Origin of the sequence: Pseudomonas sp. CMR5c (genome assembly GCF_003850545.1) — a bacterium.
Taxonomy (GTDB): Bacteria; Pseudomonadota; Gammaproteobacteria; order Pseudomonadales; family Pseudomonadaceae; genus Aquipseudomonas; species Aquipseudomonas piscis.
Map to the genome: position 1 here is coordinate 2,790,625 of NZ_CP027705.1, position 12,863 is coordinate 2,803,487.

The window sequence follows — 12,863 nt, forward strand, 5'->3', positions numbered from 1 at the left end:
TTTGGGCGGGGTGACTGTCACCCGGAAGTGGCAGTAAGTTGGCATTGAGTGGCAGAAAATGGCAGTGACGGGCGCCTTGCTTTAAGCTTTCGCCATTGCCCTGGAGCCTGTCATGTCCCTGATCGCCACCGACCTTGCCAATTCGCGGATGTCTGCCCTGGTGTCCTACCTGGAGCACGATCCTCAACCGAGCATAGTGCTGGACACCGACTACAACATCATTGCCGCCAACGCGGCCTACCAGCGCCAGTTCGGCGTGGCCGGCAAGCCCCATGTGGGCGCCAAGTGCTACCGGGTGTCCCACCAGTTCGCGGTGCCGTGCGACCAGGCCGGCGAGCACTGCCCGATGCGCAAGGCCCACGACAGCCGGGTGCCGGAACGCATGCTGCACATCCACCACACCCCGCGCGGGCCGGAGCACGTGGATGTGGAGTTGCGGCCGATCATCGATGCCAGCGGGGCGGTGGTGGCCTATGTCGAGCGCCTGAGTTCGGTGGCGGTGGCCTCGGTGCAGCCGCAGCAACATGGCCTGGTGGGGCGCTCGCCGGCATTCAATGAAGCCCTTGGCGCCCTGCAGCGGGCGGCGCCGGCGCCGATCCCGGTGCTGCTGCAAGGCGAGTCCGGCACCGGCAAGGAGTTGTTCGCCCGCGCCCTGCATGACGGCAGCCCAAGGGCCGCTGGACCGCTGGTGGTGGTGGACTGCACCGGCCTGACCGAGAGCCTGCTGGAAAGCGAGCTGTTCGGTTACGAGAAGGGCGCCTTCACCGGGGCCCTGCAACGCAAGATCGGCCTGGCCGAAGCGGCCCATGGCGGCACGCTGTTCCTCGATGAAATCGGCGAGGTGCCGCTGGCGATGCAGGTCAAGCTGTTGCGGTTGATCGAGTCCGGCAGTTTTCGTCCGGTGGGCAGCCTGCGCACCGTGCATTCGGACTTTCGCCTGGTGGCCGCGACCCACAAGCCGCTCAAGGAAATGGTCGCGGCCGGCACCTTCCGCCAGGACTTGTACTACCGCATCAGCGCCTTCCCGATCCGCCTGCCGGCCCTGCGCGAGCGCAGCGACGACCTGCCGCTGCTGGTCGACAGCCTGTTGCGCCGGCTCGATCCGGGGGCGATGTTGCGGCTCGATCCGCCGGCCCTGGAGCAACTGCGGCTGTACGCCTTCCCGGGCAATATCCGCGAGTTGCGCAATATCCTGGAGCGGGCGCGGTTGTTCAGCGACGACGGGGTGATCCGCCTGCAGGACCTGCCGCCGGAGCTGCGCAGTTCCCAGCCTGCGGCCCCGGTGGCCCGGCGTCGCGGCGGCAAGGACCTGGAGCAACTGGCCCACGCCCTGGAAGTGTTCGACGGCTCGCGCGCCGAACTGGCCAAGGCCCTGGGCCTGAGCGAACGCACCCTGTACCGCCGGCTCAAGGCCCTGGGTCTGTAAGCCGCTAGATATCGTCTCGTGTAGCCGCTGCCGCAGGCTGTGCACGGGCGCGTAGCGGCCGCCAGAGGGTGGTTGGCCGGGCGTTGGCTGGAAGGCCCTGCGGACCTTGGCGCAGCTTCGCGGGCTCAGCAGCGGTTACAAGGTGGGGGTGGGCAGGTCGCAGGCCATGACCCACATGCCGATCTGTTCCAGGTCGGTGCTGAAGGGTACTTCGCCGACCTGGCGCAGGCCGGCGCTTTCATAGAAGCGCCGGGCGCCGGCGTTGCTCTTGAGCACGTCCAGCCACAGGCAGCGCGCGCCGCCCTGGCTGGCCCGTTGCAGCACGTGGTCCAGCAGCACCCGGCCATGGCCCTGGCCGGCCTGGGACTTGAGCAGGTAGATCTTCTGCAACTCGGCCCCGACCTTGCCGCTGCCGGGCATGGGCCGGTTCCAGTTGAGTTTGGCGAACCCGATGGGCACCTGCTGCGCGTCCAGGGCCAGCAGCCACAGATGCTGGTGCCGGGCGGCCAGGGATTGCTCCAGCGCCTGGGGCGCGAAGTCCTGGTCGAGAAAACGCTGCATACCCTCGGCGCTCCAGATCGAGGCGAAATGCTCGCGGTAGGTGGCGCGGCCTATGGTCTGCAATGCTTCGAGATCGCGGTGTTCGGCTTCACGGATGGTGATCATGCTGCGCTCCTTGCCAGGTCCGGGGGCGCGCAGCTTACTCCGAGCCTGCGTGCCAGGGCCAGAGTGCCAGGGCGCAATGCCGGGGCACGATGGCGCCGGCCCGTGGTCGTAATGGCAGTTGCCCTTGTCCCTTGCCCGGCCATTGCCGTGGCCTTCAGGAGATGCCATGAGCCAGGCCGTACTTGCCACCGAAACCAATCGCCGCCAATTGCAGCAGATCATCTCGGGACTGTCCGACGGGGTGATCCTGATCGAGACCGACAAGGCCAGGAGCCTGCTCTGGGCCAACGAGGCGGCCCTGGCCATGCACGGGGTCAGCGAAGTCAGCCAGCTGGGCGCCAATGCCCGGGAATACGCCAAGCGTTATGCCTTGCGCTATCGCAACAACCATCCCCTGGCCCTGGACAGCTACCCCATCAGCCGGGTGGCCGCCGGCGAGACCTTCAGCGATGTGGTGGTGGAGGTCCAGGCCGAGATCGAGGGTGAAGCCAGGCACTGGGTGCACCGGGTGCGCAGCATGATCCTCAGCGACCGCGGCGGCGCCCCGGAATCGCTGGTGCTGATTCTCAGCGATGCCACCGACTGAGCCAGCGCCGAGCAGCGCTTCGAGAAGACCTTCAGCGCCAACCCGGCGCCGGCGGTGATCTGCCGCCTCAGCGACCTGCGCTACATCAAGGTCAACCAGGGCTTCCTGGAAATGACCGGCTACGCCCGGGACCAGGTGATCGGCCGTTCGGTGTATGAGCTGGATGTGCTGGAGGACGCCGAGCACAAGGACCTGGCCATCGAGCGCCTGGGGCAGGGCGCGACCATTCCGCAGATGCAGGCCGAGCTGCGCTTGCCCGAGGGCGGCAGCAAGCTGGTGATCGTCGCCGGCCAGCCCCTGGATATCAACGACGAAGACTGCATGCTGTTTTCCTTCATGGACCTGGAGCCGCGGCGCAAGGCCGAGGTCGCCCTGCGCCAGAGCGAGGAGCGCTTCGCCCGCTCGTTCCGCCTGACCCCGGTGCCGACCCTGGTGTGCAGCGCCGAGCAGCAGATCGTCGACGTCAACGAAGCCTTCCTCAACACCTGCGGCTACAGCAGCGAGGAACTGCTAGGCAAGACCCTCGACAGCATCGGTTTCATCGCCGAGCAGGCGGCGGCCCGGCAGTTGTTCAGCCAGCTGGAGAAGAGCGGCCACGTCATGGGCCAGGACCTCAAGGTGCGCAAGAAGGGCGCCGAGCTGATCGACTGCGTGGCCTACGCCGACACCGTGGTGATCCAGGACCAGCCCAGCTACCTGCTGGTACTGATGGATATCAGCGATCGCAAGCGTTCCGAACTGGAGCTGGTGGGCGCTATCGAGGAGGTGATGCGCGACGCTTCCTGGTTCAGCCAGACCCTGATCGAAAAACTCGCCAATGTCCGCAACAGCCGTGGCCCCGGCGCCCCGGGCACGTCCTCGGCCGACCTGACCGCCCGCGAGCGTGAAGTACTGGGGTTGATCTACCAGGGCCTGGCGGACAAGGAGATCGCCGCCCAGTTGCAACTGGCCCTCAATACCGTGCGTAACCACGTGGCGACCCTGTATTCCAAGCTTGGCGTGCACAGCCGTGGCGAGGCCATCGTCTGGGCCCGCGAGCGCGGGTTGTTCGCTGGTGCCCTGGTGGGCGGGCCGCGCTGAGCTGGTGCGCATGCACTAGTGCGGCTAGTGCATATGCGCCTTTTGCCAGGCGTTACGGGTTCTTAGGCTGTGAGTGTGCGCAGGTCCGTTGCTGGAGCCTGGCGCCCGATCAACCACAGCGAAAGGACAATCGACATGGCTAGCGAACAGCTCAAGGGCAAGATGGACAAGGCGGCAGGCAAGGCCCAGACGATGGTGGGCGAACTGCTGGACGATGAGCCGATGCAAGCGCGAGGCATGGCCCGGGAAGCGGCGGGCCAGTTGCAGGAGCACTACGGCGAGGTGCTGGACCGGGGCTTGCGTTGGGCCCGGGAGCGTCCGTTGGCCAGCGTGGCGTTGTTGGCGGGTGTCGGCCTGCTGGCCGGCCTGTTGCTGCGGCGTCGCTGAGGTGCCGGGGGTGATTACCCAGGCGCAGCTACGGGCTTGTATCGAACAGCGCCTGGCGCCACTGGCTTGCAGCTTCACCACGGCGGGCGACGGCACCCTGACCCTGCGGGTGTTCGAGCCCCACAGCGGCCGGGTCGACCTGGTGGCCAGCGGGCTCAGCCTCAAGGCCCTGCGCAGCGAGGCCGATGTGGCGAAGATGATCGACGAACTGCTCTATGAGCTGGACAGCAACTCCCTGGGGCGCATCGACCTGACGCCCTGAGCCTTCTCGATGGCGGCGCCGCCGGCGCTGGACTATAAGCAAAGGGTCGCTGGCCGCGCTCGCGGCCGGCCTTGCGAGTCGGCCCCATGCCCGCAGTCTTTCCCTACTCCGATCGTGGTGAACCGTGAACGCCCGGGTCCAGGGTGTGCCCGGTCGTTTGGACAATATCGTCCTGGTGGCGGATCTGGCCGGTACCGCGGTGTTCGCCGTGGAAGGCGCGATCAGCGCCATGCGCGCCCAGCTCGATCTGTTGGGGGTGATGGTGATCGCCTTTATCGTCGCCCTCGGCGGTGGCGTCACCCGTGACCTGTTGATCGGCGCCAGCCCGCCCAAGGCGGTGGCCGACTGGCGCTATCCGGCCCTGGCCCTGGTGATGGGCGGGCTGGCCTTCGTGTTCCATGAAGGGGTGCTGGGGATTTCCGAGCCGTTGCTGATCCTGCTGGATGCGGCGGGGCTGGGGCTGTTTGCCGTGGCCGGCACGCAGAAGGCCCTGAACGTCGGCATCTCGTCGTTCGTGGCGACCCTGATGGGCACCGTGACCGGGGTCGGTGGCGGGGTGATCCGCGACATCGTGCTGGCGCGCATTCCCCTGGTTTTGCAGGTGGATTTGTACGCCAGCTCGGCCTTCATCGGCGCTGCCACCCTGATCCTCGCCCGACGCCTGGGGCTGGCGCCCATGGCCTGCGCCTGGTTGGCCGGCAGTGCGTGTTTCGCCCTGCGCATGCTCTCGGTGCACTACGGCTGGAAATTGCCCCGGGCCTGATTGGCGTAGATCGCTGTGTGTAGCCGCTGCCGCAGGCTGCGCATGGGCGCGCAGCGGCTATTCGGTGATCAGGTTGGGGTGGCAGTCCAGGCTCAGGCAGGCGCCGCCGCGTTCGCTGGTGCCGACGTCGAGCTTGAAGCCGTGCAGGTCGACGATCGCCGCGACGATCGACAGGCCCAGGCCAAAGCCGCCCTGGGCGTTGTTTTCGTCGACCCGGTAGAAGCGCCGGAACACCGCGGCGCGCTCCGCCGGGGGAATCCCGGGGCCGGAGTCGAGTACTTCCAGGCGCGGGCTGCCGCCGTCGTCCAGGCCACGCAGGATCACCTCGCCACCCGGCGGGGTGAACTTGATCGAGTTGCTCAACAGGTTGGCCAGTGCCTCGAACAGCAGCGCCCGGTCGCCGACCATGCGCGGCAGGCTTGGCGGCACCTCCAGCACCAGGCTCAGGCGGCCTTCCTCGGCCAGGGGCAGGTAGAAGTCATGCAGCTCTTGCAGCAGCGGCAAAGGATCGAGTTCGAGAAAACCCGAACGGCGCCGACGGTCTTCCAGTTCCGAGATCCGCAGCAACCCGCGAAAGCGCGCCATCAGGGTGTCGGCTTCCGCCAGCAACTGGTCCATCTGCAACGCCTGGGGCGAGCCTTCCTCGGCCTGCTGTTGCAGGCGATAGAGCTGGGCCCGCAGGCGGGTCAATGGGGTGCGCAGATCGTGGGCGATGTTGTCGCACACACCCTTGACCTCATGCATCAGCCGCTCGATGCGCTCGAGCATGGCGTTGACGATGGCCGCCAGCATGTCCAACTCGTCGCGCCGATTGGACAGCGGCAGGCGCCGGGTCAGGTCGCCGGCGACGATAGCGTCGGCACTGGCCTGGATCTGCCGGATGCGCCGCAACGGCCGGCGCCGCAGCAGGTGCCAGCCGGCCGCGCCGGGAATGATGGTCAGGGATATCCCCCAGAGCAGAGCGTGGAGGATGATGCGGGTCACCGCGAACAGCGAGCCGTTGTCGCGCACCAGCACCAGCCAGCGGCCGTCGCGGGTCAGGGTGGCCACTGCATCGCAACTGTCCCGGGGCAGGCTCGGGTCGTCGGAGTCGATGCAGTTCTTCAACTCGTGGATCTGGCCATCCAGGGGCAGGTCCTCGGGGATCTCGCGGATCGGCCCGCTCAGTGGCCGGCGCTGGGCGTCGAACAGGCCGTAGGCGTCGATGGCGCGCATGTCGAAGGTCATGCTGGTGGCCAGGGCCTCCACCAACTGCTCGCCCTCGAAGCGGGCGAACAGATGCTGGCGCTGCATCAGCGAATGCTTGGCCAGGCTGTCCAGGTAGTTGGAGACCTCGTAATACAGCACCCCCATGAGGATGCAGCTCCAGGCCACGAACAGCGAACTGTAGAGCGCCAGCAGGCGGCTGCTGGAGGAGCGCCAGCCCTTAGAGGGGTTCAGCGATGACATAACCCGAGCCTCGCACGGTACGGATCAGCGGGGCCATGCCGGGTGGGTCGATCTTCTTGCGCAGGCGGCCGATGTGCACGTCGATCAGGTTGGTCCCGGGGTCGAAGTGATAACCCCAGACCTCCTCGAAGATCATCATCCGCGAGAGGATCTGCCCGGTGTTGCGCATCAGGAACTCCAGCAGCTTGTATTCGGTGGGCAGCAGGCTCAGCAGTTGCTCGGCGCGGGTCGCCTCGCGGCTGATCAGGTTCAGCTCCAGGTCCGCCACCCGCAGGCTGGTGTCGAAATCCTTGACCGTGTTCTTGCGCCGCAGCAGCACCTCGACCCGGGCCGCCATCTCGTCGGAGGCGAAGGGCTTGGTCAGGTAGTCGTCGCCGCCGGCGCGCAGGCCGCGCACGCGCTCGTCGACATCGGACAGGGCGCTGATCATCAGGATCGGCGTCGACACGCCGATGGTGCGCAGGGTGGTGACGATGGCCAGGCCGTCCAGCTCGGGCAGCATGCGGTCCAGGGTGATCAGGTCGTAGTCGCCGCTGACGGCGCGCACCAGGCCTTCGCGGCCGTTGTCCACCCAGTCAACGTCCAGGCCGTGGCTGCTCAGTTCAGCGACGATTTCCCGGGCCGTCACGGCGTCGTCTTCAATGGTCAGAATGCGGGTCATGGGCGGAGCACCTGTTGCAAGGGTTCATGGCACAGGAGGGCATTCTGCCAAGAAACCGCAGCCTGGATTCTAAAAAAACTTTCATCTATCGCACTCACCCCATCATGGCCAGTGAAATCCAGCGTCACTGGGCCAGAACGCTGATATCATCTGGCCACTTTTTTGCCAGGAGGCATGAGCATGGGCAGGGTGATCCAAATGCGCAGCAAATCCGCTTCATTGCTGTGCCTGGGCCTGCTCCTTTTGCTGGGCAGCAGCGTTGCGCTGGCGGGCAACCAGCCCTGTTCCGGGCGCAAGGGCGGCATCGCCGGCTGCGATGGCGAGTTGTTCCTGTGCCGCGACGGCTCCATCAGCGCCTCGAAGAAAAACTGCGCGCTGATGTTCGGCGAACCTGCACCCAGCCCTCGGGCGCAACCGTTGCTGCGCGACGCCGAGGGTTGCAGTTGCGGCTCCGGCAGCTTCTGCACCGGGCTCAGGGGCGGAGTCTATTGCCTGACGCCTACTGGCAATAAAAGCTACAAGCGGCGCTAGCCAAGCCGGCGCCGGATCCTTCCATTCCAGACTATCGACGATGAACAAGACCTCCCGTTTCAAACGCCTGGGCTGGCTGCTGCTGGTGAGCCTGGTGCTCAACAGCCTGAGCCAGATCCTGCTGGCATTACCCGCGGCCATCGCCCTGGTCGGCGCCGTGCCGCATTATGCCTGGAGCCTGTTGGTGACCACGGGCGTCAAGATCCTCCTGCTGACGCCGCTGACCGCCGTGATCCCGGGCCTCTTGATGCTCTTCGGCCTGCGCTTTGGCGCCTGGGCCTGCCTGCCGATGTGCATCCTGCTGATGATCCTGGGGCCCTGGCCTGGAACCAGCATCGGCCAGTTCCTGCTGGGTTACTGGATCATCGCCTTGCTGGGCCGCTTTGCCTGGCTCAAGGGGCGCGACCTGTACTACTACGTCCGCGCCAAGGCTTGAGCCTGACCGTGCAGAACGCCCGCCGGACAACCGATCCAGTGGGCAATCTGCCCGGCCCCTGGCGTTTTGATCGCGCTGCAACCTACTGAAAAACAAAGCATTCATTGGTTTCGTGCAACTGGCATGACGACTGCAATCCTCTGATCGAGACTTGCTTCGTCACCTTCATCTGCCAGGAGCAGAACAACAATGAACAGACCTTCTGAACACCTGCTTGCTACCACCGATGTCTCCAGCCATGGCTCGGGGGTGTCATGGTCGGCGATCTTCGCCGGCGCCGCGGCGGCTGCGGCCCTGTCGTTGATCCTCTTGCTTCTGGGCCTGGGCCTGGGGTTCTCCTCGGTGTCGCCCTGGACCGGCAGTGGCCTGGGCGCCAAGGGCCTGGGTATCTCCAGCATCGTCTGGTTGGCTCTGACGCAGATTGTCGCTGCGGCCCTGGGCGGCTACCTGGCCGGGCGCTTGCGGGTGAAATGGGCCAACCTGCACGGTGACGAAGTGTATTTTCGCGACACCGCCCATGGCTTCCTGGCCTGGGCCGTGGCGACCCTGGTCACCGCGACGTTGCTGGTAGGCACCGTTGGCAGCCTGGTTGGCGGCGGCCTGCAGGCTGGTGCGCAGTTGGCCGGCGGCGTTGCAGGAGCGGCGACCCAAGTGGCCGGTCAGGCGGCCAGCCAGGGCTCCCGGGAGGATTATGGCTACTTCGTCGACAGTCTGTTTCGCGATGATCGCCCGGTGGCAGTGAGTGACGATGCGGCCCGGGGCACCGTGTCGCGCATCTTCGTGCGAACCCTGGGCAACGATGGTCAGTTGGCTACCGAGGACCGGGCCTACCTTGCGCAACTGGTGGCCCAGCGTACCAACCTCGGCCAGGCCGAGGCCGAGCGGCGGGTCGATGAAGTGTTCGCCAAGGCCCACCAGGCCGTGGAACAGGCCAAGCAAGCGGCCAAGGAGGCAGCCGATACCGCTGCCAAGGTCGCTGCATGGTCCTCGCTGTGGATGTTCATCGCACTACTGTGCGGCGCTTTCTTCGCCAGCCTGGCCGCGCTATACGGCGGCCGTCGTCGGGACGCGGTGGTCTGGGTCGAGACCGACCTCCAGCCACGTACCACAGCGCCCGTTGCCACCCATTGATCAGGAGATATCCCCCATGCGCTCATTACTCTTGTGGTTCCTCGGCGTACCTATCCCGGTAATCATCCTGATTGCCCTGTTCATGCATTGATGCCCGCGCGTTGATGCCACTGTGAACCGCTGCCGGCCTGTGCCCGCAGCGGTTTTTTTTGCCCCTGGCCCGAGACGTCGGGACACTGGCGGCATTTTCATGACGTTGCACGGGCATTTGCTTGGCCCAAGTCAATACTCGTGTCCGACAAACCGACTAGATTGGCCCGCGCCTGGTTCTGGCAGAGTCTCCGGAACCGTGACGTTGCCACGTCCCCGCGCCGGGACCCGGACGGCAGGATGCCGGCAACCGCCTTTCACTTCTTCACGGATGAACCGCAATGCGTCAGATAGACCGCAACTTCGATATTCAGCCGCTGCAGCATGCGGACATGACCATCAGCCTCAATGGCCAGCCGGTCACCGCCGCGCTGGGCGAGACCGTCCTCAGCGTCATCCAGGCCACCGGCCTGCGCCAGGTGGCCCGCAACGACCATGGGCAATTGGTGGGTGCCTACTGCGGCATGGGCGTGTGCCATTGCTGCCTGGTGCAGATCGATGGCCGGCACAAGCGCCGGGCCTGCCAGACCCTGGTCAAGCCAGGCATGCAGGTGCAGACCCTGACCAACCGCATCAATGAAACGGAGCCCAGCCTATGAGCCAGAATCCGCTAATCGTCGGCGGTGGCCCGGCGGGCATGGCAGCGGCCATCGAGTTGGCCGAGCACGGCGTGCACAGCACCCTGATCGAAGAGGCTTCGCGCCTGGGCGGGGTGGTCTATCGCGGGCCACTGCGCGATGGCGTACAGCTGGATTACCTGGGGCCGCGCTACAGCGAGATGCTGGCCAAGCTGCACGGCGACTTCGGCGACCATGAACAGATGATCGACGTGCGCCTCAACAGCCGGGTGATCGGCGCCGAAGGCAGCCATAGCCTGATGCTGCTCGATGGCGAGGAACAAGTGCAGGAAGTGCCCTACGGGCAACTGGTGCTGGCCGCTGGCTGCCACGAACGCAGCGTGCCGTTCCCCGGCTGGACCCTGCCCGGGGTCAAGCTGCTCGGTGGCCTGCAATTGCAGATCAAGAGCGGGGTGGTCAAGCCCCAGAGCCCGGTGGTGATCGCCGGCACCGGCCCGCTGCTGCCCCTGGTGGCCTGCCAGCTGCATGCCGCAGGCGTGCGAGTGGCCGGAGTCTACGAGGCCAGTGCCCTGAGCAAGATCGCCAAGCAGAGCCTGGCCCTGCTCAACAAGCCACAGTTGTTCCTCGATGGCTTGAGCATGCTGGCCTACCTGAAGATGCACGGCATCGCCCTGCGCTATGGCTGGGGCGTGGTCGAGGCCCAGGGCCAGGATGCCCTCAGCGTAGTGACCGTGGCCCCGTATTCCAGCGACTGGCAGCCGGACATGTCCCAGGCCCAGCGCATCGCCGCCCAGACCCTGGCCATCGGCTACGGCTTCATTCCGCGCACCCAGCTCAGCCAGCAGATGGGCCTGGAGCACAGCTTCAGCGACGACGGCTACCTGCGGGCCAACGCCAACGTCTGGCAGCAGAGCAGCGAGCCGCACATCCACCTGGCCGGCGACATGGGCGGCATCCGTGGTGGTGAAGCGGCGATGCTCAGTGGCCGTATCGCAGCGTTGTCGATCCTGATGCAGCGCGATGTGTTGAGCAACGAAGCGGCCCTGCGCCGGCGCCAGGGCTACGAGCGCAAGCTGGCCTCGATCCTGCGTTTTCGCGGTGCGGTGGACCGCTACACCGCACGTGGTGTCGGACAGATAGAACTGCCCAAGGGCGACACCGTGATCTGCCGTTGCGAGCACACCACTCGCAACGATATCGAACGGGCCCTGGCCCAGGGCGTCGAGGACATGGCCAGCCTGAAGATGCGCACCCGGGTGAGCATGGGCGACTGCCAGGGGCGGATGTGCGTGGGCTATTGCAGCGACCGCCTGCGCCAGGCCACCGGGCGCAAGGATGTGGGCTGGATTCGCCCGCGCTTCCCGCTGGATCCGATTCCATTCTCCGCCTTTGCGCCGGCCGACCAGGAGGTCTCCAAGCATGACTAAGCACTATGACGTGGTAATCGCCGGTGGCGGCGTGATCGGGGCGTCCTGCGCCTATCAGCTGTCCAAGCGCAAGGGCCTGAAGGTGGCCTTGATCGACTCCAAGCGCCCGGGCAATGCCAGCCGTGCCTCGGCCGGCGGCCTGTGGGCCATCGGCGAATCGGTGGGCCTGGGTTGCGGGGTAATCTTCTTTCGCATGATGTCGGCCAACCGCAAGCGCGAGGCCCAGGGCTCGGCGGTGGTGGTGGACTCCAGCACGCCGCACATCCTGCCGCAGTCGTTCTTCGACTTCGCCCTGCAGTCCAACGAGCTGTACCCGCGCCTGCACCGCGAGCTGATCGGCCTGCATGGCATGGACTTCAAGTTCGAGCACACCGGGCTCAAGTTCGTCATCTACGACGATGAAGACCGGCTGTACGCCGAGCATATCGTCGGCTGCATCCCGCATCTTTCGGAGCAGGTGCGCTGGCTCGACCAGGCAGCCCTGCGCGCCTCCGAGCCGAGTATCAGCCATGAGGCCCAGGGCGCCCTGGAGTTCCTCTGCGACCATCAGGTCAACCCGTTCCGCCTCACCGACGCCTACACCGAGGGCGCCCGGCAGAATGGCGTCGACGTGTTCTTCAACACCAACGTCACCGGTGTCTTGCACCAGGGCAACCGGGTCACTGGCGTGCAGACCGCCGAGGCCGGGGTGTTCCATTGCTCGACCCTGATCAACGCCGCCGGCGCCTGGGCTGCGGAACTGAGCCTGCAGGCCACGGGGATGGAGATCCCGGTCAAGCCGGTCAAGGGCCAGATCCTCCTGACCGAGCGCATGCCCAAGCTGCTCAACGGTTGCCTGACCACCAGCGACTGCTACATGGCGCAGAAGGACAACGGCGAGATCCTCATCGGCAGCACCACCGAGGACAAGGGTTTCGACGTGACCACCACCTATCCGGAGATCAACGGCCTGGTGCAGGGCGCGGTGCGCTGCATTCCCGAGCTGGCCCAGGTCAACCTCAAGCGCTGCTGGGCGGGGCTGCGTCCCGGTTCGCCGGATGAGCTGCCGATCCTCGGGCCGATGGACGGGATCCAGGGTTACCTCAACGCCTGCGGGCACTTCCGCACCGGCATCCTGACCTCGGCGATCACCGGGGTGTTGCTGGACAAGCTGGTGCACGAGGAGGCGCTGCCACTGGATATCACGCCATTCCTGGCCCGTCGCTTCGCCCTGGAGCCGCAGAAGAAACTGGCGTAGCGCGCCTGGCCTGAACGCCAGCCAAGCCGGCCCGCCGGCGCAAGGTTTCGTTGAGCAACATGCTCGCGAACCTTGCGCTCGCGGGCCTTTTTGTTTCTAGCGCAGTCGTTGTCGCAGGGGGGGCGATTGCTGGAAGGTCCTGCGGACCTTGGC

The 12,863-nt window shown here is 66.2% G+C and carries 13 protein-coding genes and 1 pseudogene; 11 read left to right on the plus strand and 3 right to left on the minus strand.

Annotated features, from left to right (window positions below):
- Positions 1 to 112 precede the first annotated feature (112 nt).
- Positions 113 to 1,426, plus strand: coding sequence for a sigma-54-dependent Fis family transcriptional regulator (locus C4K40_RS13115; RefSeq protein WP_053128949.1), 1,314 nt, complete (start codon positions 113 to 115; stop codon positions 1,424 to 1,426).
- 135 nt (positions 1,427 to 1,561) lie between these two features.
- Here the strand turns inward: C4K40_RS13115 and C4K40_RS13120 are convergent, their stop codons facing one another.
- Positions 1,562 to 2,092 carry a GNAT family N-acetyltransferase gene (locus C4K40_RS13120; RefSeq protein WP_053128953.1) on the minus strand — a complete coding sequence of 177 codons (531 nt, stop codon included), beginning with the start codon at positions 2,090 to 2,092 and terminating at the stop codon, positions 1,562 to 1,564.
- 166 nt (positions 2,093 to 2,258) lie between these two features.
- On the opposite strand from C4K40_RS13120, the pseudogene C4K40_RS13125 reads away from it, so the two are divergent.
- From C4K40_RS13125 to C4K40_RS13140, 4 genes and pseudogenes are all read left to right on the plus strand, one after another.
- Positions 2,259 to 3,758, plus strand: a pseudogene (locus tag C4K40_RS13125) (PAS domain S-box protein).
- Between the two features lie 135 nt (positions 3,759 to 3,893).
- On the plus strand, positions 3,894 to 4,145 hold the full coding sequence (locus C4K40_RS13130; protein WP_053128956.1) for a CsbD family protein: 252 nt from the start codon (positions 3,894 to 3,896) through the stop codon (positions 4,143 to 4,145).
- A gap of 10 nt (positions 4,146 to 4,155) precedes the next feature.
- Entirely contained in the window at positions 4,156 to 4,407 is a 252-nt protein-coding gene (locus tag C4K40_RS13135; RefSeq protein WP_371263394.1) for a DUF1652 domain-containing protein, read from the plus strand.
- A 157-nt stretch (positions 4,408 to 4,564) separates the two neighbouring features.
- On the plus strand, positions 4,565 to 5,170 hold the full coding sequence (locus C4K40_RS13140) for a trimeric intracellular cation channel family protein (RefSeq protein ID WP_256223755.1): 606 nt from the start codon (positions 4,565 to 4,567) through the stop codon (positions 5,168 to 5,170).
- 57 nt (positions 5,171 to 5,227) lie between these two features.
- Here the strand turns inward: C4K40_RS13140 and C4K40_RS13145 are convergent, their stop codons facing one another.
- A complete protein-coding gene (locus C4K40_RS13145; protein WP_053128963.1) occupies positions 5,228 to 6,619 on the minus strand; it encodes a HAMP domain-containing sensor histidine kinase in 1,392 nt (463 codons plus the stop codon).
- Positions 6,597 to 7,280: a response regulator transcription factor gene (locus tag C4K40_RS13150; protein WP_053128966.1), complete on the minus strand. Its 684-nt coding sequence runs from the start codon at positions 7,278 to 7,280 to the stop codon at positions 6,597 to 6,599. The genes C4K40_RS13145 and C4K40_RS13150 overlap by 23 nt, the downstream gene beginning before the upstream one ends.
- Before the next feature lie 198 nt (positions 7,281 to 7,478).
- Between C4K40_RS13150 and C4K40_RS13155 the strand changes: the two genes are divergently transcribed.
- From C4K40_RS13155 to hcnC, 6 genes are all read left to right on the plus strand, one after another.
- The gene (locus C4K40_RS13155) at positions 7,479 to 7,811 is read left to right on the plus strand and encodes a hypothetical protein (RefSeq protein ID WP_124421310.1); all 333 of its coding nucleotides are present in this window, start codon (positions 7,479 to 7,481) and stop codon (positions 7,809 to 7,811) included.
- A gap of 40 nt (positions 7,812 to 7,851) precedes the next feature.
- Positions 7,852 to 8,247, plus strand: coding sequence for a hypothetical protein (locus C4K40_RS13160; protein WP_053128972.1), 396 nt, complete (start codon positions 7,852 to 7,854; stop codon positions 8,245 to 8,247).
- 189 nt (positions 8,248 to 8,436) lie between these two features.
- On the plus strand, positions 8,437 to 9,378 hold the full coding sequence (locus C4K40_RS13165) for a hypothetical protein (RefSeq protein ID WP_053128975.1): 942 nt from the start codon (positions 8,437 to 8,439) through the stop codon (positions 9,376 to 9,378).
- A 371-nt stretch (positions 9,379 to 9,749) separates the two neighbouring features.
- Positions 9,750 to 10,067 (plus strand): cyanide-forming glycine dehydrogenase subunit HcnA, encoded by a 318-nt coding sequence (hcnA, locus tag C4K40_RS13170; RefSeq protein WP_053128978.1) that lies wholly within the window; start codon positions 9,750 to 9,752, stop codon positions 10,065 to 10,067.
- Positions 10,064 to 11,473 (plus strand): cyanide-forming glycine dehydrogenase subunit HcnB, encoded by a 1,410-nt coding sequence (gene hcnB / locus C4K40_RS13175; protein WP_053128981.1) that lies wholly within the window; start codon positions 10,064 to 10,066, stop codon positions 11,471 to 11,473. Before hcnA ends, hcnB begins: the two co-directional genes overlap by 4 nt.
- The gene (gene hcnC / locus C4K40_RS13180; protein ID WP_053128984.1) at positions 11,466 to 12,710 is read left to right on the plus strand and encodes a cyanide-forming glycine dehydrogenase subunit HcnC; all 1,245 of its coding nucleotides are present in this window, start codon (positions 11,466 to 11,468) and stop codon (positions 12,708 to 12,710) included. The genes hcnB and hcnC overlap by 8 nt, the downstream gene beginning before the upstream one ends.
- The last annotated feature ends 153 nt before the right edge of the window (positions 12,711 to 12,863 follow it).

Excerpts from the sequence above, each read along its gene's own strand:
- C4K40_RS13115 (WP_053128949.1), top strand. The coding sequence starts at position 113 with ATGTCCCTGATCGCCACCGACCTTGCCAATTCGCGGATGTCTGCCCTG.
- C4K40_RS13120 (WP_053128953.1), bottom strand. The coding sequence starts at position 2,092 with ATGATCACCATCCGTGAAGCCGAACACCGCGATCTCGAAGCATTGCAG.
- C4K40_RS13130 (WP_053128956.1), top strand. The coding sequence starts at position 3,894 with ATGGCTAGCGAACAGCTCAAGGGCAAGATGGACAAGGCGGCAGGCAAG.
- C4K40_RS13145 (WP_053128963.1), bottom strand. The coding sequence starts at position 6,619 with ATGTCATCGCTGAACCCCTCTAAGGGCTGGCGCTCCTCCAGCAGCCGC.
- C4K40_RS13150 (WP_053128966.1), bottom strand. The coding sequence starts at position 7,280 with ATGACCCGCATTCTGACCATTGAAGACGACGCCGTGACGGCCCGGGAA.
- C4K40_RS13155 (WP_124421310.1), top strand. The coding sequence starts at position 7,479 with ATGCGCAGCAAATCCGCTTCATTGCTGTGCCTGGGCCTGCTCCTTTTG.
- C4K40_RS13160 (WP_053128972.1), top strand. The coding sequence starts at position 7,852 with ATGAACAAGACCTCCCGTTTCAAACGCCTGGGCTGGCTGCTGCTGGTG.
- C4K40_RS13165 (WP_053128975.1), top strand. The coding sequence starts at position 8,437 with ATGAACAGACCTTCTGAACACCTGCTTGCTACCACCGATGTCTCCAGC.
- hcnA (WP_053128978.1), top strand. The coding sequence starts at position 9,750 with ATGCGTCAGATAGACCGCAACTTCGATATTCAGCCGCTGCAGCATGCG.
- hcnB (WP_053128981.1), top strand. The coding sequence starts at position 10,064 with ATGAGCCAGAATCCGCTAATCGTCGGCGGTGGCCCGGCGGGCATGGCA.
- hcnC (WP_053128984.1), top strand. The coding sequence starts at position 11,466 with ATGACTAAGCACTATGACGTGGTAATCGCCGGTGGCGGCGTGATCGGG.